Source organism: Arsenophonus endosymbiont of Aleurodicus floccissimus (assembly GCF_900343025.1).
Lineage (GTDB): Bacteria > Pseudomonadota > Gammaproteobacteria > Enterobacterales > Enterobacteriaceae > Arsenophonus.
On record NZ_OUND01000003.1, the window covers coordinates 118,212 to 143,423 of the forward strand.

13 protein-coding genes and 12 pseudogenes are annotated in these 25,212 nt (G+C 38.7%); 12 read left to right on the plus strand and 13 right to left on the minus strand.

Annotated elements, in window-relative coordinates; all coding sequences use genetic code 11:
* The first annotated feature begins 145 nt into the window (after positions 1-145).
* The 4 genes from pnp to ARADI_RS10570 all read left to right on the plus strand — a co-directional run bounded on the left by pnp (position 146) and on the right by ARADI_RS10570 (position 5,270).
* Positions 146-2,272: a polyribonucleotide nucleotidyltransferase gene (gene pnp / locus ARADI_RS10555; RefSeq protein ID WP_119712034.1), complete on the plus strand. Its 2,127-nt coding sequence runs from the start codon at positions 146-148 to the stop codon at positions 2,270-2,272.
* A gap of 124 nt (positions 2,273-2,396) precedes the next feature.
* Positions 2,397-3,266 carry a lipoprotein NlpI gene (nlpI, locus tag ARADI_RS10560; protein ID WP_119712035.1) on the plus strand — a complete coding sequence of 290 codons (870 nt, stop codon included), beginning with the start codon at positions 2,397-2,399 and terminating at the stop codon, positions 3,264-3,266.
* Positions 3,267-3,376: 110 nt separating this feature from the next.
* On the plus strand, positions 3,377-3,448 hold the full coding sequence (locus tag ARADI_RS21040) for a hypothetical protein (protein ID WP_369407020.1): 72 nt from the start codon (positions 3,377-3,379) through the stop codon (positions 3,446-3,448).
* A complete protein-coding gene (locus ARADI_RS10570) occupies positions 3,441-5,270 on the plus strand; it encodes a DEAD/DEAH family ATP-dependent RNA helicase (RefSeq protein WP_119712036.1) in 1,830 nt (609 codons plus the stop codon). The genes ARADI_RS21040 and ARADI_RS10570 overlap by 8 nt, the downstream gene beginning before the upstream one ends.
* A gap of 78 nt (positions 5,271-5,348) precedes the next feature.
* Here ARADI_RS10570 and btsR read toward each other — a convergent pair.
* Positions 5,349-6,075, minus strand: a pseudogene (btsR, locus tag ARADI_RS10575) (two-component system response regulator BtsR).
* Between the two features lie 24 nt (positions 6,076-6,099).
* Positions 6,100-7,712, minus strand: a pseudogene (locus ARADI_RS10580) (LytS/YhcK type 5TM receptor domain-containing protein).
* 253 nt (positions 7,713-7,965) lie between these two features.
* Here ARADI_RS10580 and ARADI_RS10585 point away from each other — a divergent pair.
* The 3 pseudogenes from ARADI_RS10585 (at position 7,966) to ARADI_RS10595 (ending at position 11,203) form a co-directional block, all read left to right on the plus strand.
* Positions 7,966-8,937, plus strand: a pseudogene (locus ARADI_RS10585) (HlyD family secretion protein).
* 66 nt (positions 8,938-9,003) lie between these two features.
* Positions 9,004-10,095: pseudogene (locus ARADI_RS10590) on the plus strand (ABC transporter permease).
* Positions 10,095-11,203, plus strand: a pseudogene (locus ARADI_RS10595) (ABC transporter permease). Before ARADI_RS10590 ends, ARADI_RS10595 begins: the two co-directional pseudogenes overlap by 1 nt.
* A gap of 51 nt (positions 11,204-11,254) precedes the next feature.
* On the opposite strand, the pseudogene ARADI_RS10600 reads toward ARADI_RS10595, so the two are convergent.
* Both ARADI_RS10600 and ubiU read right to left on the minus strand, forming a co-directional pair.
* Positions 11,255-12,138: pseudogene (locus ARADI_RS10600) on the minus strand (U32 family peptidase).
* A 13-nt stretch (positions 12,139-12,151) separates the two neighbouring features.
* Positions 12,152-13,150: pseudogene (ubiU, locus tag ARADI_RS10605) on the minus strand (ubiquinone anaerobic biosynthesis protein UbiU).
* Positions 13,151-13,402: 252 nt separating this feature from the next.
* Here ubiU and ubiT point away from each other — a divergent pair.
* Positions 13,403-13,921 carry a ubiquinone anaerobic biosynthesis accessory factor UbiT gene (gene ubiT, locus ARADI_RS10610; protein WP_119712037.1) on the plus strand — a complete coding sequence of 173 codons (519 nt, stop codon included), beginning with the start codon at positions 13,403-13,405 and terminating at the stop codon, positions 13,919-13,921.
* Positions 13,915-14,420 (plus strand): annotated as a pseudogene (locus tag ARADI_RS10615) (GNAT family N-acetyltransferase). The gene ubiT and the pseudogene ARADI_RS10615 overlap by 7 nt, the downstream one beginning before the upstream one ends.
* Here ARADI_RS10615 and ARADI_RS10620 read toward each other — a convergent pair.
* On the minus strand, positions 14,379-14,708 hold the full coding sequence (locus ARADI_RS10620; RefSeq protein ID WP_369407011.1) for a GIY-YIG nuclease family protein: 330 nt from the start codon (positions 14,706-14,708) through the stop codon (positions 14,379-14,381). The pseudogene ARADI_RS10615 and the gene ARADI_RS10620 sit on opposite strands and share 42 nt — an antisense overlap.
* Positions 14,709-14,955: 247 nt before the next feature.
* On the opposite strand from ARADI_RS10620, the gene ARADI_RS10625 reads away from it, so the two are divergent.
* Both ARADI_RS10625 and ARADI_RS10630 read left to right on the plus strand, forming a co-directional pair.
* Positions 14,956-15,204, plus strand: coding sequence for a hypothetical protein (locus tag ARADI_RS10625; RefSeq protein ID WP_147392400.1), 249 nt, complete (start codon positions 14,956-14,958; stop codon positions 15,202-15,204).
* A gap of 70 nt (positions 15,205-15,274) precedes the next feature.
* Positions 15,275-15,715: a YhbP family protein gene (locus ARADI_RS10630; RefSeq protein ID WP_119712040.1), complete on the plus strand. Its 441-nt coding sequence runs from the start codon at positions 15,275-15,277 to the stop codon at positions 15,713-15,715.
* Here the strand turns inward: ARADI_RS10630 and nrdG are convergent.
* From nrdG to ARADI_RS19845, 6 genes and pseudogenes are all read right to left on the minus strand, one after another.
* Positions 15,712-16,176: pseudogene (gene nrdG, locus ARADI_RS10635) on the minus strand (anaerobic ribonucleoside-triphosphate reductase-activating protein). The gene ARADI_RS10630 and the pseudogene nrdG overlap by 4 nt on opposite strands.
* A 5-nt stretch (positions 16,177-16,181) precedes the next feature.
* Positions 16,182-18,227: pseudogene (gene nrdD, locus ARADI_RS10640) on the minus strand (anaerobic ribonucleoside-triphosphate reductase).
* Between the two features lie 347 nt (positions 18,228-18,574).
* Entirely contained in the window at positions 18,575-18,961 is a 387-nt protein-coding gene (locus ARADI_RS10645) for a RidA family protein (protein WP_119712041.1), read from the minus strand.
* Between the two features lie 95 nt (positions 18,962-19,056).
* Positions 19,057-19,518: pseudogene (pyrI, locus tag ARADI_RS10650) on the minus strand (aspartate carbamoyltransferase regulatory subunit).
* A gap of 11 nt (positions 19,519-19,529) precedes the next feature.
* A pseudogene (gene pyrB, locus ARADI_RS10655) lies at positions 19,530-20,469 on the minus strand (aspartate carbamoyltransferase).
* Positions 20,470-20,528: 59 nt separating this feature from the next.
* Entirely contained in the window at positions 20,529-20,663 is a 135-nt protein-coding gene (locus ARADI_RS19845) for a hypothetical protein (protein ID WP_255420692.1), read from the minus strand.
* Positions 20,664-21,242: 579 nt separating this feature from the next.
* Between ARADI_RS19845 and rraB the strand changes: the two genes are divergently transcribed.
* Positions 21,243-21,698 carry a ribonuclease E inhibitor RraB gene (gene rraB / locus ARADI_RS10660; RefSeq protein WP_119712219.1) on the plus strand — a complete coding sequence of 152 codons (456 nt, stop codon included), beginning with the start codon at positions 21,243-21,245 and terminating at the stop codon, positions 21,696-21,698.
* Positions 21,699-21,834: 136 nt separating this feature from the next.
* On the opposite strand, the gene ARADI_RS10665 is transcribed toward rraB, so the two are convergent.
* On the minus strand, positions 21,835-24,732 hold the full coding sequence (locus ARADI_RS10665) for a valine--tRNA ligase (RefSeq protein WP_119712042.1): 2,898 nt from the start codon (positions 24,730-24,732) through the stop codon (positions 21,835-21,837).
* Positions 24,733-24,748: 16 nt separating this feature from the next.
* Positions 24,749-25,198, minus strand: coding sequence for a DNA polymerase III subunit chi (locus tag ARADI_RS10670; protein WP_119712043.1), 450 nt, complete (start codon positions 25,196-25,198; stop codon positions 24,749-24,751).
* Positions 25,199-25,212: the final 14 nt, after the last annotated feature.

The following is a 25,212-nucleotide window of genomic DNA, read 5'->3' on the forward strand; positions in this document are numbered from 1 at the left end:
ACAACCGGTTCGCGCGGCTAATGACAATACTGATATTCACAAAATAAGTAAAAATATTCAGTATTGTCATTAGTCGCGAGAATGTAGCAAGAAAGGAAATATTGGTGTTGTTATATAAATAAACAGTTATTAAAAGGGTATTATTTTGCTTAATCCTATTGTTCGTAAATTTCAATATGGCCAGCATACCGTCACTATCGAAACGGGTATGATGGCGCGTCAAGCGACTGCTGCAGTTATGGTTAATATGGATGATACAGCCGTATTTGTCACTGTTGTTGGGCAGAAAAAAGTGAAAGAAGGGCAGGATTTCTTTCCGCTGACAGTTAACTATCAGGAACGATCTTATGCTGCCGGCCGAATCCCCGGTAGTTTTTTCCGTCGTGAAGGTCGTCCTGGTGAAGGTGAAACACTGATAGCCAGACTGATTGATCGTCCACTTCGTCCCTTGTTTCCAGAGGGATTTGTCAATGAAATACAAATTATTGCTACGGTTGTATCCATTAATCCGCAAGTGAATCCAGATATTGTTGCTATGATCGGCGCCTCTGCTGCATTATCTATATCGGGTATTCCATTTAATGGCCCTATTGGTGCAGCGCGTGTTGGTTATATTGATGACCAGTATGTTTTAAATCCCACCGTTTATGAGTTGAAAAGCAGTCGCTTAGATTTAGTTGTCGCAGGTACGTCGAGTACGGTACTAATGGTAGAGTCTGAAGCTGATTTATTGACGGAAGAGCAGATGCTTGGTGCGGTTGTTTTTGGTCACGAGCAACAGCAAATCGTGATTGATAATATTAATGCCCTGGCAGCCGAAACGGGTAAAGAAAAATGGGATTGGCAGCCTGAAGCGATTAATGAAGAATTACATAATCGTATTGCTCAATTAGCTGAACAGCGGTTAGGTGATGCTTATCGTATTAATGAAAAACAAGAACGTTACACTAACGTTGATGCAATTAAAGAAGATGTCGCTAATGCGCTTTTGGTAGAAAATGAATCTTTAGATGTTGCTGAGATAAACGATATTCTTTCTGGTTTAGAGAAAAAAGTTGTCCGTACGCGGGTATTAAAAGGTGAACGGCGGATTGATGGGCGAGAAAAAGACATGGTACGTGCACTTGATGTCCGTACGGGTGTATTACCTCGTACCCATGGTTCAGCATTATTTACGCGCGGAGAAACGCAGGCGTTGGTCACGGCAACTCTTGGTACTGAACGTGATGCGCAAGTTATTGACGAGCTGATGGGTGAATATACCGATCGTTTTCTATTCCATTATAATTTTCCACCTTATTCAGTAGGTGAAACAGGCATGGTCGGTTCGCCAAAAAGGCGTGAAATTGGCCATGGGCGTTTGGCTAAGCGTGGAGTATTGGCGGTGATGCCGAACCAGTCAGAGTTTCCCTATACTGTACGTGTAGTGTCTGAAATTACTGAATCTAATGGCTCTTCTTCTATGGCTTCCGTCTGTGGGGCATCATTAGCATTAATGGATGCCGGTGTTCCAATTAAGGCAGCGGTAGCCGGTATTGCAATAGGATTAGTGAAAGAAAACGATGATTTTGTTGTGCTTTCCGATATCTTGGGTGATGAAGATCATTTAGGCGATATGGATTTTAAAGTCGCGGGTAGTCGTGAAGGTATTAGTGCTCTGCAAATGGATATCAAAATTGAGGGCATTACGCGTGAAATTATGCAAGTTGCGTTAAACCAGGCAAAAGGGGCTCGTTTACACATTTTAAGTGTTATGGAAGAGGCTATTAATGGCCATCGTGAAGAGATTTCTGAGTTTGCGCCACGTATTCATACTATCCACATCAATCCTGATAAGATCAAAGATATAATAGGTAAAGGTGGTTCTGTCATTAGAGCGTTGACTGAAGAAACCGGTACTACGATTGAAATTGATGATGATGGTACCGTAAAAATTGCTGCAACCGATAGTTCTAAAACAGAATCTGCTATTCGTCGTATTGAAGATATTACCGCAGAAGTTGAAGTTGGTCGTATCTATCAGGGCAAAGTCACACGTATAGTTGACTTTGGTGCTTTTGTTGCTATTGGTGGTGGTAAAGAAGGGCTGGTGCACATCTCTCAGATAGCAGAAAAACGCGTTGAAAAAGTTATTGATTACTTACAGTTAGGTCAGGAAGTGCCAGTCAAAGTATTGGAAATTGATCGGCATGGTCGTATTCGCCTTAGTATTAAAGAGGCGGTTTCTACTGAAAAACCTGCTGAAACAGAAACACAGATTTCTGCAGAATAATTTGACGTAAGGCTCGGTGTCCTGTAAAAAGAGCACCTGCTCAGTTATTTTTAATAACTGAGCCTCCGGTAATTGTGGGGATTGACGGGATATATTGATTAGTTTCTGTCTTTGGGAGAAGGAAATGAATTCTTTTCTGCGCTGGCTGCTCTATACTGCTGCTATTGTTTTTATTGTCGGTTGCAGCAGTGAAAACTGGCGTAAAAATGAAGTCTTTGCTGTCCCATTGCAACAAGAAGTAATATTGGCTCGTATGGAACAGATCCTTGCGAGCTGGTCGTTGTCCGATGATGAATATGCACAGCTTTTATATGAACGCGGTGTGTTGTATGATAGTCTCGGATTGAGAGCGTTAGCGTGCAATGATTTTACCATGGCGCTAGCTATACGTCCTGATATTCCGGAAGTTTTTAATTTTCTGGAAATATATTTTACACAGGCAAGCAATTTTGATGCTGCCTATGAAGCGTTTGATTCTGTTTTAGAGCTTGATCCAACTTACAATTTCGCGCGCATGAATCGGGGTATTGCACTGTATTATGGTGGGAGATATCGATTGGCGCAGGGTGATCTGCTAGCGTATTATCGACAAGATCCAAATGATCCTTTCCGCAGTTTATGGCTTTATTTAGTGGAGAAAGAGATAAAACCAAAAATGGCGCAAGCCAATTTGTTATTTTGTTATAACCAAGCGGAAAAAGGGCAATGGGGCTGGAATATAGTTGAATTCTATTTAGGTAAAATCAGTGAAAAAACATTGATGGTTTGCCTGAAAGAGAATTCAACAGATAACACTTCGCTCGCTGAGCATCTTAGTGAAACTAATTTCTATTTAGGTAAATATTACCTAAGTCTGGGGGATAATGATAACGCTATGGCGTTATTCAAGCTTACGGTAGCTAGCAATGCACATAGTTTTGTTGAGTACCGTTATGCTCTGTTGGGACTGGCTTTGTTAGGTCAGGCACAAGACGATCTTTCAGAATCAGGCTAACAGTAGCGACGAACATATCATCACTGTTTTTTTAAGTCTTCATCGATTGTGATGAGCGCTTGTTGTTAGTTTAATAACATAATTTGAGCCAGTTCACATTTTAAATGAAAATGACCGAATTTCTTTTCGCAGAGTTATGTAAGCTGGCCGCCATAATAAATGAGGCACTTTTGCATGATTAATGAGACTAAAATCTCTTTTGCTGATTTAGGTTTATCAACACCGATTCTTTCTGCACTAAATGACCTTGGTTATGAAAAACCATCGCCAATCCAGCAGCAATGTATCCCCTATTTATTAGATGGGTGTGACGTATTAGGTATGGCACAAACCGGTAGTGGTAAAACCGCCGCTTTTAGTTTACCGTTATTACATAATATAGATATCACATTGAAAGCCCCTCAAATCTTAGTGTTGGCACCAACGCGTGAGTTAGCCGTACAAGTTGCGGAAGCCATGGGTGAATTCTCCAAACACATGCGTTCAGTAAATGTAGTTGCACTTTATGGTGGGCAGCGTTACGATTCGCAACTACGCGCACTAAGGCAAGGCCCGCAAATTGTAGTAGGAACTCCGGGTCGCTTATTAGATCACTTGAAACGAGGGACGCTAAATTTATCCCATTTACGTGGCTTGGTTCTTGATGAAGCGGACGAAATGTTACGTATGGGGTTCATTGAAGACGTTGAAAATATCATGAGTCAGATCCCAACCGAGCATCAAACGGCACTATTTTCTGCCACAATGCCGGAAGCGATCCGTCGTATTACCCGTCGTTTTATGAAATCACTAAAAGAGATCAGCATTCAATCCAGTGTGACGACGCGTCCAGATATTACCCAAAGTTATTGGTCTGTCTATGGTATGCGTAAAAATGAAGCATTAGTTCGTTTTTTGGAGGCTGAAGATTTTGATGCGGCAATTATTTTTGTACGCACTAAAAATGCTACATTAGAGGTTGCTGAAGCGCTTGAACGTAATGGCTATAATAGCTCGGCTCTAAATGGCGATATGAATCAAGCTCTACGTGAGCAAACCTTAGAGCGTTTGAAAGATGGCCGTCTTGATATATTAATTGCCACCGATGTCGCAGCACGTGGTCTAGATGTTGAACGCATTAGTTTAGTTGTTAATTATGACATACCGATGGATGCAGAATCTTATGTGCATCGAATTGGTCGTACCGGTCGGGCAGGTCGAGCTGGGCGTGCTATTTTGTTTGTCGATAACCGTGAACGTCGACTACTACGCAATATTGAACGTACCATGAAGCAACCAATTTCCGAAATTGAGTTACCAAGCTCTGCGCTTTTAAGTGAACGTCGCCAAGCTAAATTTACTGAAAATATTCAAAAGCAATTAGAAAGTGGTGATTTAGAGAAATATCGTGCACTACTGGCTAAATTAGTTGTTGATGATGATCTGGATATGGAAACCTTAGCTTTAGCACTATTAAAAATGGCGCAAGGTGATCGGCCGCTAATATTGCCACCTGATCCTGTTCGTCGTGTAAAACGTGAATTTAATTCACGTGATGAGCGTCGTTGCAGTAAAGGCACTTTTGAACGTAGCTCGCGTCTTGAGCGTCGTGATGTCAGTGATATGGAATTGTACCGTATTGAAGTTGGTCGTGATGATGGCGTTGAAGTTCGCCATATTGTCGGTGCAATTGCTAACGAAGCAGATATTAGTAGTCGTTATATTGGTAATATTAAGTTGTTTGCTTCACACTCAACAATAGAGTTACCAAAAGGTATGCCGAATGAATTACTTAATCATTTGACACGTACAAGTATTTTGAATAAGCCAATGCAAATGCAATTGTTAGGTGAAGCACAATCGTTTGAACGTCGTGGTAACGGTGGGCAGCGTAATGGTGGTGAATTACGTGAGCGAGGACGTCGCTTTGGTAATGAACGTCGTAGTGAGCGTGAACAGTTACGTGGTCGTAACGAAGGGAATAATAACGCTGGATTACGCCGTCGTAGCAATCACAATATCTAATGTAAGCGGATTATTGTCCTATTTAGTGTCAAAAGCTGAATTCAATTGAATTCAGCTTTTTTGTTTATTAAAGAGTTATTAACCGAATTGGCATAATCCTAACGCCTCTTTAAAGACTTTTAGGTAACGACGGCTGATCGGAATATGTTGACTATTACTTAATACCAGTTTTGCCTGACTATTTTCAGTAAAAGTAATTTCTTTTAGTTGGGCCATATTGATTAAATATTGGTGGTGGCAACGAACCAATGTGGTACGCATCTCAATAGTGCGTAGTGTCAGCTCGGTAAATCCTTCTTGATTTTTGTTATTCATAATATATACACCATTCATACGAGATGTAATGTAGAGCACTTCGCCAAGGGGTATTAACCAAATACGATTGTGGCCTACACAGGGAATGTATTTAAGGGAGATCTATTACTCGACAATTGTTCAATATTCTATTTTGTCGATAGTGATGTAATCGCTGAAGGGTTTTTGATAAACGGTTTTTTTCTAACGGTTTTAGCAAATAGTCAAAAACGTGCGCTTCAAAAGCTTGAATAGCGTATTCGTCGAAAGCGGTAACAAATATAATATAAGGCCGATGTTGCGGACCGAGCATTTGTATCATTTCAAGTCCTGTAATGCGAGGCATTTGAATATCAAGGAAAACAACATCCTGTTTTTTATGATGAATAACCCTGAGCGCTTCAATGGCATTAGAGCATTCGCTGATAATATCAATATTAGCTTCCTGCTCTAAAAGGTAACATAAATTCTCGCGTGCAAGAGGTTCGTCATCAACAATTACAATCTTGATTGTTAAGCCGCCTGGTTTGTTACGTTAATATCGGGGGATACAAAGCCTGACACAAGTAAAGCGTTCTGGTAGGCAGAGAAGATATTGATACCATATTGTTCACCGTAGTGGAGTTTCAGACGCTTATCTACCAGGTTTATGCCTAAATCCATCATTATCTTTAATTTCAATATAAATATGCCCATGTTGTTGAAAAACAAGAAGGCTAATTTGACCAGTATTTAATAAACGTATGGTTCCATGTTTGATCGCATTTTCAACTAAGGGTTGTAGTGAAAATACTGGTATAATTTAGTGGCTTGCAGTTTTGGCGGGATCTGGATTTTAATTTTGTAAGTAAGTGTTTACATATTAAATTTCGTCATACAATATTGTTATCGTTTCAGGGCGTTTTAAATTTTTATGCAAGAAGGTAGAGCGGGAGTTTATCAGTTCAGTAGCTTGTTTGCGGTCTTTAAGTATCAAGTATCACTGCTTGTAGGGTATTGAGTGCATTAAATAAAAAGTGAGGATTAACTTGTGCATGAAGCAATTTTATTTCTGACTTTAACAAAGATTGTTTATTTCGTTCATATTGGCCAGATATGAGGCTAGCAATAGCCTCTCCTAAAGTAAGATTAATTGAACTAAATAATCGATTTTTCTCCTCATAAAGCTTAATGTTACCAATAACTTGTTGATTTTCTGCTCGTAACGGGATCACTAAAACTGAACCAATTTTACAGTTGATACTGATTGAACATTGATAGGGTTCTTCATTTCCATCTGTGTATACCACCTGATTATTTTTAATCGCACGCATTGTTGGTTTAGAAGTAAGTTTAGCGCCGGCAATATGATGATCAGAACCAATGCCAACAAAAGCGATAATTTTTTCTGTATCAGTGATTACAACTGCACCAATTTGTAACTGTTGATAAATAATATTAGCAATATACATACTATCATGAGTATTAAATCCTTGGCGCAATATTCCTTCGGTACGAGCTGCAATTTTTAACGCTTGGGTAGAAAAGGCAGTGGTATATTTTTCAATAATAGCTCGCCTATCTAACAAAACGAATAAATATCGTTGCACCAACAAGGTTATTGCTAATAATCATCGGTAGGGCAATATTTTTAAACAGGGCGATAGCGTTAGTAAAGGGTTTTGTTAGTAATAAAATGATTAACATTTGCAGAATTACAGCTAAAAAAGTCACACTACCAGCAATATAGGGATTAAACAGCTTGTTGATTTACATCTGTTTTAGATAGTAGCGATGTACCAGTCCGCCAATTAAACCTTCCATAATCGTTGACAGCATGCAACTAGATGCTGTTGCACTACCGAGTGAATAACGGTATATTCCGCCGGTAATACCAACCAATATTCCCATACTGGGACCGCCGAGGAAACCGCTTAATACGGTACTGATGGCACGAGTGTTAGCAATTGCATCACCAATATATAACCCCAAATAGCTACCGATAATTGAAAAAACAGCAAAGATAACATAACACATCAGTTTATGAGGGATAAAAATCGTGACTTTTAATAATGGAATAATGAGCGGGGTTTTACTAAGTATCCAGGCGATAATTAAATAAACACACATTTGTTGGAGTAATAATATTAATAAATCAAAGGCATACATAGTGAATCCAGTAAAAAATACATTTCATGGTATCGCATAACTGAATGAGCAGGACTAAAATTGAATGGTTACTAGTCAAAACATGCGTAGGATAAATATTAGATTGTACAATAGTAAAGGTATATCGTCTGTTTTATGCGATTTAGAGCACGAATTTATTAACAACTTACATTTTAAAAGCGCATACTGAATTGTTTGTTAATTGCAAACAGTATAGTTGCATATGAAATAGTTAAGGTATGTTATAGTTAATATGAAAAGAAGAATCTTATTTTTAGTGCTACTGATGCTGATCGTTGTTGCGATTGCTGAGTTACTTTATACACAAAATAAGCACCTTTTGTTACAAGGGGAAGTAGATGCACCTGAAGTAATCGTTACCTCTAAAGCTAGAGGATGTGTAATTGAGCGTCATATTGAACGCGGTGACATGGTACAAAAAGGGTAATTATTGATCACCCTGGAAAGCCAGGAGTTGTAAGCGCAACTAGCGGCATTGAAGGCAGTACATGATCAAGCTAAAGCGCAACTTGATTTATCTTTAAATGGTACTCGCGAAGAGACGATCCATAATGTTCAAGCTGTATTAAAATAGGCACAATCCCAGTATACCAATGCAAATAACGAATATATCCGACTGAATAATTTATCGGGAAAAGGCTATATTTCGGCTAATGAGTTAGATAAAGCACGGCGGGCGAAAGATGTCGCTTTCCATCAGGTAAATAGCGCTCAGGCGCAATTAGATGAAGCTAAAAATGGTGATCGCATTGAATTGCGGAATAAATATGCCGCTGCATTACGACAAACCGAGCAACAAATGATTGCGTTGTAGGTGCAAGTTGATGATTGACTTGTTAAAACACCGGTTGATGGTGAAGTTGGCCCCATACTGGTCGAAGCTGGTGAATTATTTAATGCCAATAGCCCACTGCTGACGCTTGTTCGTTTGCCGTAGGCCTGCTTTATCTATAATTTACGCGAAGATATTATGGCGTATGCTCGTAAAGGCGATAAGGTATCGATACGTGTTCCTGCTTTGCAGGACAAAATTATTGTAGCGGAAATACGCTATATTGCACCAATGGGAGACTATGCAACTAAACGCGCGACATGTGCAACTGGAGACGTTGATTTAAGAACATTTGAAGTACGCCTTTATCCACTAGAGCCTATTAATGGATTGCGTTCGGGGATGAGCGCACTGTCGTCTTGGGATAAGTAAATGTTTTTTATGATAATAAAACCAATATGGGCTAACTTTAGTTTTGCGTTTAATCAAGAAATATAGATTGCTGTTCGTAGCCCGATCTTACATTGGTTAAGTTGGATATTTCCATTACTTCTGTTTATATTAGTAAGCGCTAACTTTTCTGAAGGAACCTTGTTAAATCTTCCTGTTTCAGTGGTTGATCATGACCATAGTCTATTATCAAATAAGTTAATTCGTAATTTAAATGTAGCGCCACATGCTGATGTTAAAGCGATTGATGGCACAATCAATACTTCGTTATTACGTTTAGGCAGTGCTAAAGATTATGCTTTGCTCTATATTCCCTCTCATTTTGAAAAGGATGTTCTTACGGGGCGGCAACCGACAGACAGAATGTATTAATGCCTTATTTTATGCTTCTGGCAGCTATGCCATCCAAAATTTTAGCGGGGTAATTGCTCAACTGAATGCACAATTCCGCCCAATATTAGCTTCATCAATGGGGCGTAGTATACCTCCTTTGGCCCAGAGTTACCCTCTCTTATGACAGCCTGTTTAACCCTAGTGGAAACTATATCTATTATCAGTAATTTGCTGCTACTATCCATATGTTACAGTTGTTTGTTATCACTTGTACTATCTATATTATGTGGCGTGGCACGGCATTATTAACCAACAAAACATTTACCAGTGCATTATTAGGCAAATTGGCGCCTTACACCTTATTTTTTTACCACATTATTATTAATTGAAATTGCTGCTCTCTCTTTTTTCTTTGACGCCAAAATTACCGGTAACCCATTTTACCTTTTGTTGGTGGGCTTTTTTTATGTTATTGCCGCCCAGAGTGTCGGTATGTTGTTATTCGTTTTTACCAAAAGTATTTTTACTACTTATAGTTTGATCGGAATGCTGGTTAGCCTGGCATTAGCTTTTTCCGGTTTTGCCATGCCAGTAATGGCAATGGCTTGGCCAACGCAGATTGTGGAAAATATTCAACCACTTACTCATGCATTAAATGTGATGCTTTATATTTTTTTACGAGAGGTTTCGGTTTCTTTGCTACGCATCACGCAAGTCTGTTTAATATTGCTAATTTATCCTGCCATTTGTGCCTTTTTGATCCTTAATCGCCTGTCAACGAGGTTAAGAATGCAGGAGGTATTTTGATAAAGCTATATTTGCGGACTTTTTATCGGGTATTACTTGGCATGTTGGCAAAGCCTATGTGGTTATTATTGTTAGTTTCGTTATCAATTATGAGTCTGGTTTATATTCGGCCAGTACTGTGGGATTTACGAGTAGCGATTATTAATCAAGATCATAGTTCTGCTAGCCGCCTACTGATGAATCGATTGGATACGATACCAAAAATAAAATTACACAGTTATGATGATTTGGCCAGAGCAAGGGCTGATATGCGTGAACGGAAATTGTTTGTCATTATTCTTATTCCTATCGATTTTGAAAAGAGTTTACTCAATAGTAAAAATATTACGGTACCCGTTTATGGTAATGGTACTAATCGACTTGCCAGGCCAAATACAGCAAGAAATTTCCTCTGCTTATATTCAGTTATTAAACGAATATAATACTCAACGGCTAAGAAATTCAGGGTTTACTGATCAACAGGCCAGTACATTATTAACATCGATTAAAGAAATAACAGAACCTTTATTCAAGCCGTGCCCGAGTTTCGCTACGATTTTTTTCCAGGTTTATTGGTCATGTTATTACAACACTCACTGTTAGTCGCTTGTGTAAAAGCCTATATTAACGTTCACAAAACGGCTAACGGCAAAATCTCTTCGCTGTTTATCTGGGGGCATGGTCAGCGTTGCTACCCATTTGGTTATTCCTGTCGGCCATCTTTTTTGCACTTTGGCCTTGGGTATTGGGTTACCGACAAGAAGCATCACTGTATCAGCTTGTGATCGTCACCTTACCATTCTTATTGGCGGTTTTAGGATTAGGTAAGTTTGTTACCGAATTTTTACGTAGTGTTGAAATGATTTATCTGACTTTGGCTTTTCTAACCACGCCAGTATTTTATATTTCAGGCGCTATTCGGCCATTACAAGCAATGCCGTATTGGGTAAGAATGGTTACTTATTCCTTACCTTCAACATCGGCAATAAAAGCGATAGAGGGTATTAATCAACTTGATTTAAGTTTATCTGATGTAGGTCTTGATATCTTAATAATGCTAATGTTAGGCACAATTTATGCGTTACTGGGCATATTGATTAATATGTTACGTAGTGGTGAACTGCGCTAGTTCAGCCACCATTTGCGCTGTTTATTGAAAAGAAAAAAACGTTATTAGTTTTTATGCTATAAGCGATAAACCGGCTGCGCGCCGCCAAAAGCCGTTACAGTTTGTATCGTTAGTTAAGATTAGTGGATACTAACATTGCTGATTAGCGCTAAATTGTTCCAAAATACTGAGTGAATCTAGATTTTCGGCGGAGATCCGCACAATATCGACTAATCCGGCCGTTGATGTTTGTTCATTGCCTAGGTTATAGCAGTAGCCACTTAGCGTCTGGGTACCATTGAGGGTAAAGAGTCATTGGTTTTCCTGCGAAAAGACTTTTCTACCCTGGGGATATTTTTCACAACAAGTATCACAGTTATCTTTATGGCGACTTTCTGAGCGGGCAGTAAAACAGCGGGCTGACAGAGCTAATGGTAGATGTCCATAACCAAATACCTCGACTTCAAAATTGTGGCGAAATCCTAGCTGTTCACATTTATAAAGCAGATCTTGTAACCAATCACGAGAAAGTTCAATCGGTGAGCACCAACGTATTATTCCTTGGTGATAAAGCAGGCGTAAGGTATAGGCATTGTAGCAATTAAGTCAATATCCTGCCATAAAGGGTATTTTTTGATCAATAAGCTTATTAATGACACCGAAATCGTTCGCTTCAACTAAAAATTCACCATTGTCGACCAATTTAGTTATTTGTTGAAGCTCGGCGGCGTTTTGTAATAAAGATAAACTAGAGATTACTACTTGTTTACCGTGTAAAGTTATTTCTTTTGCCAGTTCAAGCCAGTCTGCTGCTTGCATTTCTCGACGCTTACTACAAACCGTTTTACCAAGATAAATAATATCGTATCGGCGCTACTGTTCATCGCTTGTTGATAAAACTGAATTAATGTTTCTTTTGACCAATAATAAAGTACTGAACCTAAGGAATATTTCATTTTTCACCTTATCCTATTGCCATTTACGATGATAAGCACCTAATGTGGTCTGTTTACCTTCAGAGAGATTTTCCAATACGTTGCTCCAGTTTTGATTGGTAATGAATTTTTTAGGATCATTTTTGCAATAATAAATATCTTGCCGCCAGATATGGGTAACGTCGCCAATATAAGTTGGGCTTTGCGGGCGGCCTTCGATTTTGACAGCGGCAATATCTGCCAGCATCAATTCTGGTAACAATTCCAACGTATTTAGGCTAGTAGGCTCTTCTAATACATGATATTTTTTTCCATTGAGATAGTATGTTCCTTTACAAACAGTTGGGTAACTAGCATTTTCATTATTTGAATAGCAATCGATTAAAATGTTGTTTAAGCGCGACTCCATACCCTTGGTCGGTTTGTTGCCAGCGTACAAATCGTGCTGGAGAACAAGCACCCACGGTATTGGGTGATTCTCCTGTCAGATAAGAAGAAAGATAACAGCGTCCCTCCGCCATGATGAAAAGGCTGCCGAAAGCAAAAATTTTCAATGCTACCGGGCTGGTTTTGGCTAACTGTTTAACTTGATGTAATGATAGAACAGGAGGAAGCACTATTTCGTTGGTCAGCGAAATTACGGTGATAAAATTGAATTGCTGCAATATTTGTCACTGAAGCTTGAACGGAAACATGACGTTCAATATGGGGATATTTATTGGCCGCATATTCTAAGATATGCCAGATCAGCCAGGATCAGCGCATCAACACCGATTTTTGCTGCCATATCAACGGCGGATAGCCAGCGATTAAAACCATTAGGATGAGCAAAGGTATTGATAGCAACATGTAATTTGCAATTATGATCATGAGCATATTTGACGGCTTCAACCAATTTTTTTTCGCTAAAATTTAAACCAGCAAAATGACGTGAATTAGTGTCATCTTTAAAACCAATATAGACCGCATCGGCGCCATTATCGACAGCTACTTTTAAGGCAGGTAGATTGCCTGCCGGACATAACAATTCCATTGATGATCCTAGCGTATAGTTAGATATCTATTGATTGTAGTCAAGGTGTAATATGGTTGTTTTGACTTAAACTAGATTACTTTCTTTTGTGAATTGATTTTGCTAGATGGAGCATAAAATTGAACTGACTTAATCGATTGTTGGTTAAATTTTGATGTGGATTCAAGGATATTAATTAATAATTTGGCAGAATGGATGATTATCATTAATGCTTAGAAAATATATCATAAAAGTGTAAGAGGAATTTGGAACATGTTAAAAAAAATTCACCAGCAGATTGTCCAACAAGAGCCCAAATTGATGCGTTTACCATTAAAAGCTACGCCTTTTATATTAGAGCGTCAAATTCTGGAGCAATTACTAAGTTGGCAATTTCAGCAGGCATTAAACGATGGTGAACTGGATTTTTTGCAGAATAAATGGCTAAAAGTTGAGATGCAAGATGTACAACTTGTTTGGTATATTAGCCTGCAGGCAGGTAAAATCATAGTTAGTAAGGATCAACAAGGAGATGTCAGTTTTTGTAGTGATGCGAATGATTTAATTTTAATTGCCGCGCGTAAAGAAGATCCTGATACCTTATTTTTCCAACGTCGATTGCATATCGAAGGTGATACAGAGCTTGGTTTGTATGTAAAAAATCTGTTAGATGTATTTGAGTTAGAGAGCATGCCAGCAATTTTACGTTTTGGTTTATTGCAATTAGCCGATTTAATTAAACTAGTACAAAATGAAAGTATTGATTATAAAGAGCGTGCATTATCATGCTAATTCGAGTTGAAATTCCTATTGATGCGCCAGGTATTGATCAATTATTACGTCAAACTTTTCCCACCGATGCTGAGGTTGATTTGGTGCAGAAATTGCGCCAGGACGATTTATTGGTATTGGGAATTGTGGCGACTGATGATAAAGGAAAAATTATTGGCTATATCGGTTTTACGTTAGTAGATATCAACGGTGATAAGGAGTGTCAGTGGGTGGGTTTAGCGCCATTAGCTGTTGATAGCGCTTATCATCGACAAGGCATTCGAGCAAAATTGGTTTGTGAGAGATTAGATAGTCTAAACGAATTCGGTTATAAAGCGGTAGTAGTGTTGGGTGATCCAGACTATACCGTCGTTTTGGTTTTACTCAGGCTTTACCGCATCAATTAACATGTAAATGTCCTGGAATGGAGGCCTATCTTCAAGTTTATGCGTTAGATAATGGTAATTTAGCCGATTATTCAGGGTTGGTTAATTTTTCGTCTTATTTTGATGATTGCTAATTTGGCAAGATAATCAGCTAGATCTAAAGGTTGATCTGCGATAAGTTGTTCTTTTTGTGCTTTGGTTAAGTGTTTTATTTGATACTCTAAGCTAATGACAATTCCTCTGAATGACTTGTTAGTTGGCATTGGTAGACTAATAAAAGGAGGGGGCTTACCTCTTAAAGCTTTAGCACCTTTGCCTAAGAGATGTTGTTGCGGGCGGCGCGCGATATCTGTGGTGATACCAGTATAAAGCGCATTTTGTCCGTTTCTTATCAAGTAAATTGACCAATGCTTTTTCATCATATTGGTTTGATTAAATTAGGTTTTAGTCAATTTTCTATACTGATTTTGTGGTGATTATGTGCCATATTAAGGTGTGTAAACGCTATTTTAACAAAATTAAAAGAATTATTTTTTATATGTTATTCATTTTTTTTTGAAAGATAGCAAAAAAAACTAATCCAAAATTTTAACTAGTGCCTATACTATGATCTATATCACAGGAATAACCAATAATATTTCTGAATGATAATAATCAATTAAGGAGTTTATGATGAAAAAATTACCAGCTGCTTTAATTTTGGTTTTAGGTGCGTTGTCATTTCGTGCAATCGCTGATCAGGCAAAAGAAGTACAAGTTGCAACACAACCATCAGCGGGAATTGTTTCTACAGTTATTGGGGAAACACTTGATGATATGACAGCAAAATTAGCACACAAAGCGACTTGGCTGGGGCAACCAGTTTCCGCATTGTTGCCGCAGATAGCACACAAAATAAAGTGCATGCATAGGCTTTGATTTATAAATAATTTTATAATACAAGCTTACATCACTTAGATTTTTTACTTAAGGAGATATATTATCGACTATGTTAGCTGATCAATCATCATTGGCTATTATGCAACAATATCTTTCGCGTCAGCATGTTTTTTCGCTATTTACCTCTTTCCAGTCAGATGTTTGGCCTGCCGCTTGTTTTTATACCTTTAACTCCCAAACGATGTCGTTATATTTTCTGACTGAAACCAGTACTTTCCATGGGCAACTGATGCTTAAAAACCCGCTTGTGGCTGGCACTATTTGTTGTCAAAACAAAACAGTGGCCAACATACAAGGAATACAATTTATCGGTAAAGTCGATTCTCTAACCGGCAAAGAAGAGAAGCAAGCCAGGCAAGACTATAATCGACGATTTCCAGTCGCTATGGCAACCAGTATCCCTATTTGGCAATTATCTTTACAACAGATCAAAATGGTCAATAATAAGTTAGGTTTTGGCACTAAACTGGTCTGGTATCGTGATAGTTAAGCCAGTCTATGGATCACTTGATTATGACTACCTCGCCATAATAGATTGGGGTCATAGCACGCTTGAATAAATTTACCATCAACTAATACATCAAGATAGTTAACGACGGCTCTTTAATGATCGGTTAATTGGTCAAGGATATAACCCTTCCACAACTCAATATCTTTATCTGGGCATTCGCGTTTGATGCGTTTAACCAGTTGTAAAATCGTCTCTACCTTTTATGGATGTAATGGGTCGCCGCCAGAGAGGGAAAGCCCATGATGAACGATCCTTTGGTCTTGCAAATCAGTGATGATTTGATTTTTTATTGCTTAGGTAAATGGTTTACCTGAATCAATTTTCCAGGTGCTTTTATTATAACAACCTTTACATTAATGGAGACAACCAGCGACAAATACCGTACAACGTGTTCCTGGGCCATTGACCACATCAACTGGGTAATATCGATGATAGTTCATAACTGTTATCCAAGTTGACCATTTTTCAAATGTTTAACGTGTTGTTTAACTTCTTCTTGTTTACCGCTATTGAATGGTCTAGCATCGGGACTGCCAAGATAACCACAAACGCCGGTTGGATCATGATTGTTGCAAGATAGGCAGACGAATCCTTTACTGGTACAGGCAAATTCACCCGCAAAACCACATTCATAACACTGGTCAATTGGAGTATTGGTGCCATAATAGGGGATATGGTGGTAACTGTAATCCCAGACATCTTCTAATGTTTTTAAGTTATACTGTAAGTTTGGATATTCACCGTAGCAGATAAAACCGCCCTTGGCTAAAGCTGGGTAAGGGGCTTCAAAGTCAATTTTATCGTAGGGATTGACTTGTTTTTCGACATCCAGATGAAAATTATTGGATAGTATCCTTTATCAGTAACCCCCTCGATTAAACCGAATTCAGCCACATCTAAGTGACAAAATCGGTCACATAAATTCTCACTGGGGGTACTATATAAGCTAAATCCATCGCCGGTTTCAGCTTTCGAGTGATTTGTCGCTGCACGTAGCTGCTTAATGATCTAATAGGATTTTTGTCGCAGAGTTTGATCATCAAAAACATGTTTGTTATGTACCATAAAGTGTATTGATTGTTTCATGCAGGCCGATATAACCTAAAGAGATCGATGCACGACTGCGTTTAAATATTTCAGCAATATTGTCTTCTGCTTATAAACGAACGCCACAAGCACCTTCCATATAAAGAATTGGTGCGACACGCGCTTTGACATTTTCCAGTCTGGCGATACGCGTCATTAGTGCTTTTTTGGTAATTGCCAATTTGTTATTCAATATTTGGTAAAATCGTTGTTCATCACCTTTGGCCTCAATTGCTATCCGGGGAAAGTTAATACTGATCACACCGATATTATTACGTCCCTCATGAAATAGCTTGACCTTGCTCTCTATAAACGCCCAAGAAACTGCGGCAACCCATCGGTGTTTTGAAGGAGCCAGTGACATTTACCATCTGCTCGTAGTTAAGAATATTTGGATACATCCGTTTACTGGCACATTCAAGTGCAAGCTGTTTAATGTCGTAGTTGGGATCGCCATATTGGTGATTTATCCCCTTACGGATAGCAAAAACTAATTTTGGAAATATCGTGGTTTTACGATTTTTATCTAATCTAGCTAAACGATTTTGTAAGATAGATTTTTGGATTAATCGTGACTCTTTTAAGGTTCTTAAGCCAAACCCAAAGGTAACAAAAGGTGTTTGGCCATTTGCGGTGTGCAGTGTATTGACTTCATATTCTAGTGATTGAAAAGCGTCATAACACTCTTTTTCTGTTCTGCTCTCAGCGTAGGCAAATTGGTCGGCAATTTGCCATTCTTTGGCAATTTTTAAGTGTTTTTTATAGCTCGCCTGAACAAATGGAGCCAGCACTTCATCGATACGATTAATGGTAGTACCACCATAAATATGGCTGGCCACTTGGGCTATAATTTGTGCTGTGACGGCGGTGGCGGTTGAAATTGATTTTAGCGGCTCAATTTCAGCATTATCCATTTTAAAACCTTTGGTTAACATGCCTTGCAAATCGATCAGCATACAGTTAAACGTCGGAAAAAATGGTGAGTAATCTAGATCATGATAGTGAATTTCACCACGTTCATGAGCCATAACGACATCACGCGGTAAAATATGTTGTTTAGCATAATGTTTAGCAACAATACCTGCTAATAAATCCCGTTGAGTTGGAATAACCTTACTGTCTTTATTCGCATTCTCATTAAGTAACGAAACATTACTTTGCTCAATTTAGGCCGCGAATTTCGTGAGTAAGACGGCTACGTTGTTCTCTGGAAATGTTCCGTTCATGGCGATATTCAATGTAATTTCTGGTAAAATCTTTATAAAGACCCGCTATCAGTTGATTTTCAACTGCACAATATTTGATCATCGCAAATCCCAGTGGCTGCACGCATGACGGCTTCTTTGATCCGATTTTTATCAAAAACGACCCGACAACCATCGCGTTTAATAACTACTGTTTTCACAATAGGCTCCTCCAATTGTTATCTACCAACTTAAACACAATTAATCAGGTAGGCATTAATTTGTGGATAACTCGTCTATAAATTCTATATTTAGTGCTTTTAAGTATATTAAAGCACAATATATAGTATATGGAGGTTATTTAGCAGGGCTTTTATTGATCTAAAACAAAGAAGTTTGATGTTGTTTGCCTTTTAGCTAAATGTTAATAAAAACAGAGAGGTTTAAGTTGCTAATTACTTAACTAAATCTTTATAGAAACTTTTTCTATAAAGATTTAGTTAAGTAAACGGTTAAATCACAAGCGTTAGCTAAGTTTGATTAGGCATAATATCAAAGTTAGGGGTTTTTATTGACGAATAGCTATCGCTTCAATTTCAATGCCAACATCTTTTGGTAAGCGAGCAACTTCGACGCAAGAACGAGCAGGATAAGGCGCATTATGTTGGTTAAAAAACGCTTCATAAGTGGCATTTACGCTCGCGAAATCATTCATATCTTTAACGAAAACGGTAGTTTTAACAATATTAGCCACACTGAGCCCCGCTTTTTCTACGATAGTCTGAATATTTTTCAGTGACTGTGTTGTTTGGCCAATTATGTCTTCAGCTATTCCACCGGTTTTTGGATCAATCGGAATTTGGCCGGATGTAATAATCATGTGGCCAAGATCAACACCTTGCACATATGGGCCGATAGCTGCTGGTGCATTTTCAGTTTTAATTTCGTATGATATAAGTTGTTATTTACCTTGTAGTTTAAAAGTTAATTATAAATTTACTACCACTATTCTAGTGGTCGACATGAATAAGAGGGTTATATAATACTGTATTACATATTATTAATTACCATATGTCGATCAAAGGTTTTTTCACAATATTTGCATGTCAGAGTGACTTCATTATGTCGCTGCTTAATGGTAAAATTGCTACTGACCGGTTCATTATTGCTAATGCAGTTACTGTTAGGACAGATCAAAACTGCATCAATTTGCTCAGGTAAGCTAATTATAGCTTTTTTTCCACTTTACAGTCTTTAATACAGTTAACCGTGGCATGGGGATCGTACATTGCCAGTTCGTTTGCTTGTTCAGGGGTGAGAAAGGTATTTTCAATCTTATCAGATCTTTTTTACCTAAGTGGTTAGAAGGTAGATTTAAACCTATGGTAATACGCTGATCAGTTTGCGTTAATTTAACAACGAAAGTAATTTAAAACCCATTATGGCAGCGATATGGTCGATAACGGTGCCACAATTCATTGCTTCTACTTGTAACGCATGGTTATTTGCCATAATTGAATGCCTCAGAAATTAATGGTTTTATTTAAGATCAGTGCTAGAAGTGCTTGTCGTGCATAAATACCATTACCGGCTTGCTAAAAATAGTAAGTATGGGATGTTTTATCAACATCAGTAGTAATTTCGTCGATACGTGGTAGAGGATGTAAAACTTTCATGCCAGGTTTAGCGACGGCTAATTCATGGCTGTTTAAAATGAATTGGGCTTTAACATTGGCATATTCAGAAGGATCTAAACGCTCTTTTTGCACTCGAATTATATAGAGAATGTCCAGTTTTGGCAAGACCGCCTCTATGTTGTTATGTAAGCTATAAGTTACCCCTTTTTCTTCTAGCAGATGAAGGATATGAGCTGGCATCGATAAAGCTTCAGGTGCAATAAAATAGAGATGATTATTATCAAACTTCGATAATGCTTGGGTTAATGAATGAACGGTTCGGCCATATTTTAGGTCACCAACTATCGCAATATGCAAATTATTTAAGCTGCTTTAGCTCTCTTGAATGGTGAATAGATCGAGTAATGTCTGGGTAGGATGTTGGTTGGCACGAGATCACGGCATTGATCACCGGAATTTTTCCTGAAAATTGAGCCGCTAAACGTGATGCGCCCTCTTATGGATGACGCATAACAATAGCATCAACATATTGGCTAATAACCGATATCGTATCTGCCAAGGTTTAGCCTTTTTTACCTAACGAAAGTATTATTGCTATCGGAAAAACCCACCACAGAAGCACCTAAGCGGTGAATGGCTGTTTCGAATGAAAGACATGTACGGGTGTGGAAGCTTCAAAGAAAAAACTGGCAATCACTTTATGTTTTAGCAGATTCGGTTGGGGATGTTGTTTTAGTGATTTAGCAACTTCAAGTACAGTGAGTAGATCTTCACGCTTTAAATCATTAATCGAGATTATGTCTCGAAGATACAACGGATTAACCATCGTGTTGTTCCTCCTTTTTTTGTGCCATATCTAAGTATTATTATGCCAAAAAAAGCCCCTCATTGAGGGGCTTGAATAAATAGGGTTAATTGAAGAGGAAATGGAATAACTAAATAGCCCAATGACAGCAATGCATATATTGATTCTTTTAAGCATTGGTTATGCATCTTTTCTTCCACAAAAATTTTGCGCATTGTACGCCGCTCTGTCAGTATAGCAAGTGATTACAGAAAGAAAATTGAAAAAAATGTTTAAAAATATAATGCATTGAATTCAGGAAAAATTTTTGCGCGGTAACAAAATAATCGTTGCTGAACCTACTGAGGAATATTTTGGCAACATTAAACCTAATAAAATTCTTAGCTGCCAATAATCAGATGGATGGTCTATTTTTCGTTATCTGCTAATCGAACATCAATTTTTTTTTGTTAATATTCACTTAAATAATCATCCCCGAGTTTCCTTTTATTAAACAGAACGCGTTAATTTTACTTATTTTTTATATTGAACTTATATTCAAATCATGATCATAAAAAATCCAAATCAATCTGAATATAAATTTCTTTGTTGTAATAGTAGCTCTCCTTCGTTGGCTATGGGAGAATGCAAAAGTTACTGTCATATTAATACAGAGGGAGCGCGACATGGTTAATAAAAAAGTACTAGGAGAGCAGCACGCAGATACCCGTTTGGATGTTGAAAATGTAGCGACGGATAGCAGCGATCCTAATGTGTTTTATAAAATAGAGCAGTACCTTTCAGCTGAAGAGTTGATGTCGTTTAAAAAAGCATTATCAGAACAGCAAATTTCGACAGAAAATTTGTTACTGGAGCAAAAAGCAGTTGCAGAGCAACGAGCAGAAACGTATTCAATCATCGAAGAATTATTGGAAGATGGTAGTGATCCTAACGCTTTGTATGAAATAGAACATCACTTTTCGGCCAAAGACTTTAAGTTATTGGAAAAAGCGGCAATAGTGGCATTTAAATTGGGTTATGAAGTGCATGATGCTGAAGAGCTAGAAATTGAAGATGGTACAGTACTGATGTGTTGTGATGTCTATCGAGATAGCGCGCTTAATGCAGAATTAATTGATAAACAAGTCGTACAATTGATGATGTTAACTGAAAAAACTGGCATTAACTACGATGGTTGGGGTACTTTCTTTGAAGATCATAATTATGATGATGCGGAAGAAAAGGACGTTGAACCGAAGGCATTACACTAGAATCAAATTATTGGAATAGAAAGGACAGAGATTATAAATCAGCTGATGATGCATATTGAGTTGAGTAAGTAGGGTGGTTAGAGTAAGTTTGTTAGTTAACAACACTGCTATATAAGGTAGCAGTATTGTTTCTTATTTAAAGTGAGCTAATAGTTACTTTTTGATTAGTCAGTTTTTGTTTTGCTGCCAAATGTCCCGCTAGGCGCTCTCGCTCTTTTTCAACAGCAGTAGCAGGTGCTCGGCCGACAAAACTATCGTTAGCTAATTTGTTTTCAATCGCCGCTATCTCTTTGGTTAATTTATCCAGCTCTTTATCTAGCCGCGCTAGTTCGGTATCTTTATCGACTAAATCTGCCATTGGGATCAACACTTCTGCACCATCTATCAGTTTAGTTACAGCAAGTGGTATTGGTTGCTGTTCATCTAAAATAGTAATAGAACTAAGGCGGGCCATTGCTTGAATAAAATGCAGATTTTCTATAATACGCCGTTTGGTTGCATGATTAGCACCACGTAGTAGCATATCTAATGGCCTACCGGGTGAGATATTCATTTCTGCCCGAATGTTACGTATGGCAATAATCAGTTCTTTGACCCATTCCAGATCATAACGCGCCTTTTCATCAACTTTGGCTGGTTCAAAGATTGGGAAAGGCTGTAACATGATAGTGTCTTGTTGGATGTCTTTAATCACTTTCACCCGTTGCCAAATCGTCTCGGTTATAAATGGAATAATAGGATGTGCTAGTCGTAATAAGCTTTCCAGTATTTCAATCAAGGTATAACGTGTGGCACGAATTTCTGCCGCATTTCCTTTATGGATAGCCGGCTTAGACAGTTCTAAGTACCAATCGCAGAACTGGTTCCAGGTAAATTCATACAAAATATTGGCAGCGATATCAAAGCGATAAGTATCCAGTGCTTCACGATACAATTTTACTGTTTGGTTAAATTCTGCCATGATCCAGCGATCAGCCAGCGAAAAAATCATTTTCCCATGATGCTGACCACAATCTAGACCTTCTGTATTCATCAGGACATAACGACTGGCATTCCAAAGTTTATTACAAAAATTGCGATAACCAGTAAGGCGTTTCATATCCCAATTGATGTCTCGTCCGGTCGATGATAATACTGCAAGCGTAAAGCGTAAAGCGTCAGTACCATGCGCTTCGATGCCTTGTGGATATTCTTTACGGGTACGTTTAGTAATTTTTTCGGCTAATTGGGGTTGCATCATATTGCCAGTACGTTTTGTCAGTAAATCTTCCAGCGAGATACCATCGATCATATCCAATGGATCGATGACATTGCCTTTGGATTTTGACATTTTTTGCCCTTCTTCATCGCGGATCAAGCCTGTCATATAGACGGTTTTAAAAGGAATTTGCCCTTGGCCATTTTCATCTTTGATGAAATACATCGTCAGCATGATCATGCGGGCTATCCAGAAAAAGATAATATCAAAGCCACTAACCAACACATCCGTTGGATGGAAAGTTTTTAACGCCTTGCTATTTTCTGGCCAGCCTAATGTTGAAAAGGTCCACAGACCAGAAGAAAACCAGGTATCTAATACATCTTCATCTTGATGTAGGCTAATATCAGCGCTGAGATTGTTCTTTCGACGAACTTCCTCTTCGTCATGTCCGACATAGACGTTACCACCTTCATCATACCAGGCGGGTATTCTATGCCCCCACCATAATTGGCGTGAAATACACCAATCTTGAATATCCTGCATCCAGGAAAAATACATATTCTCATACTGTTTAGGAACAAACTGAATACGGCCATCTTTTACCGCCGCAATGGCTTGTTCTGCTAATGGCAGGGTACGAACATACCATTGATCTGTCAGCATGGGTTCAATAACAACGCCGCCACGATCGCCATAAGGAATGGTAAGTTGATGCGGTTTTACGGCAACTAATAAGCCTAATTTTTCTAATTCGCTGACCATCGCTTTACGGGCAGCAAAACGTTCTATTCCCTGATAGTTTGCAGGGATTGTTGTGGTATAAATAGTGCTAGGGTTGCCTGCGTTGTCGAATACTTCAGCTTGTTGGCGTATATGGCAATTGAAATCGAAAATATTGATCATCGGCAACTGGTGACGTTTTCCCACTTCATAGTCGTTAAAATCGTGAGCTGGTGTGATCTTCACACAGCCGGTGCCTTTTTCCATATCGGCGTGTTCATCACCAACGATAGGAATACGACGATTAACCAATGGCAGTATAATTTGTTTGCCGATTAAATCCTCATAGCGCGGATCAGCCGGATTAACTGCAACACCCGTATCGCCAAGCATGGTTTCTGGTCGAGTCGTGGCAACCACCAGATAATCTTGGCCTTCGGCAGTTTTTACCCCATCAGCAAGGGGATAACGTAAATGCCACATAAAACCGTTAATTTCTCGATTTTCAACTTCTAAATCGGAAATAGCGGTATGTAGCTTAGGATCCCAGTTCACTAATCGTTTACCGCGATAAATAAGATCATTTTGATAGAGCCGAATAAATGCTTCTTTTACTGCTTTCGAGAGGCCTTCATCCATGGTAAAGCGTTCACGTTGCCAATCAACAGAGTCACCCAGTCGTCGCATTTGCTGAGAAATATTACCGCCAGACGCGGCTTTCCATTGCCAAATTTTTTCAATAAACCTTTTTCTGCCATAGTCATGACGAGTTTTATTCTCTTCTGCAGCAATTTTGCGCTCAACAACCATTTGAGTGGCGATCCCCGCGTGATCTGTGCCACTTTGCCATAGGGTATTTTTCCCTTGCATGCGCTGGTAACGAATTAAGGTATCCATGATCGTTTGCTGAAAAGCATGCCCCATATGCAGGTTACCCGTCACATTAGGCGGCGGGATCACGATACAAAAACTCTCTTTGCTGTTATCACCGTGCGGTGCAAAATAGCCGTTTTTTTCCCAGTGTGCATATAAAGGTTGTTCAATTGCAGCTGGCTGATAAGTTTTGTCGAGTGATGGCTCAGATTGAGTTTGATTTGCGGGTTTCTTTTCCATCTTGCTTCGTTATTTATTAAGTGGTTGGAGGTGGTGCCATGATCAAACTAAAATCCATACTGCGATAAGTTTTGTATCTTTCACGTGCCAACTGTTTCAAATTTTCATCAACCGGTACAAAGTCTATCACTTCATGGAAGGCTGTGGCAAAGTTTGCAAATGTTGATTGCAGATTTATCAATATATCTCTTGCTGAGCTACCACGTTTTGTTGGCCAACAAAGCTCAACCGGCGCGCCATAGCGCGGGCCCTCACCGGCTAAATTGTGTGGGACAAATTGATAAGGTTCTTTTTGCCAAAGTATTTCATCCAATTTTTCGGCTTGTATTTGATCCTCACAGGCAATTAAAACACGTTTAGCCATCCGCCAGTTTTCTGCTGCTAGCTGACAGGCTAACCATTCATGACTTTCAAGTTCTGCTTGTGAAGATAGCTGCGCTATTAAATAGAAAGTTGCTTTTTTCATCACATTACTATTAT

Excerpts from the sequence above, each read along its gene's own strand:
- nlpI (WP_119712035.1), top strand. The coding sequence starts at position 2,397 with ATGAATTCTTTTCTGCGCTGGCTGCTCTATACTGCTGCTATTGTTTTT.
- ARADI_RS10570 (WP_119712036.1), top strand. The coding sequence starts at position 3,441 with ATGATTAATGAGACTAAAATCTCTTTTGCTGATTTAGGTTTATCAACA.
- ubiT (WP_119712037.1), top strand. The coding sequence starts at position 13,403 with ATGTTAAAAAAAATTCACCAGCAGATTGTCCAACAAGAGCCCAAATTG.
- ARADI_RS10620 (WP_369407011.1), bottom strand. The coding sequence starts at position 14,708 with ATGATGAAAAAGCATTGGTCAATTTACTTGATAAGAAACGGACAAAAT.
- ARADI_RS10625 (WP_147392400.1), top strand. The coding sequence starts at position 14,956 with ATGATGAAAAAATTACCAGCTGCTTTAATTTTGGTTTTAGGTGCGTTG.
- ARADI_RS10630 (WP_119712040.1), top strand. The coding sequence starts at position 15,275 with ATGTTAGCTGATCAATCATCATTGGCTATTATGCAACAATATCTTTCG.
- ARADI_RS19845 (WP_255420692.1), bottom strand. The coding sequence starts at position 20,663 with ATGCGCAAAATTTTTGTGGAAGAAAAGATGCATAACCAATGCTTAAAA.
- rraB (WP_119712219.1), top strand. The coding sequence starts at position 21,243 with ATGTCGTTTAAAAAAGCATTATCAGAACAGCAAATTTCGACAGAAAAT.
- ARADI_RS10665 (WP_119712042.1), bottom strand. The coding sequence starts at position 24,732 with ATGGAAAAGAAACCCGCAAATCAAACTCAATCTGAGCCATCACTCGAC.
- ARADI_RS10670 (WP_119712043.1), bottom strand. The coding sequence starts at position 25,198 with ATGAAAAAAGCAACTTTCTATTTAATAGCGCAGCTATCTTCACAAGCA.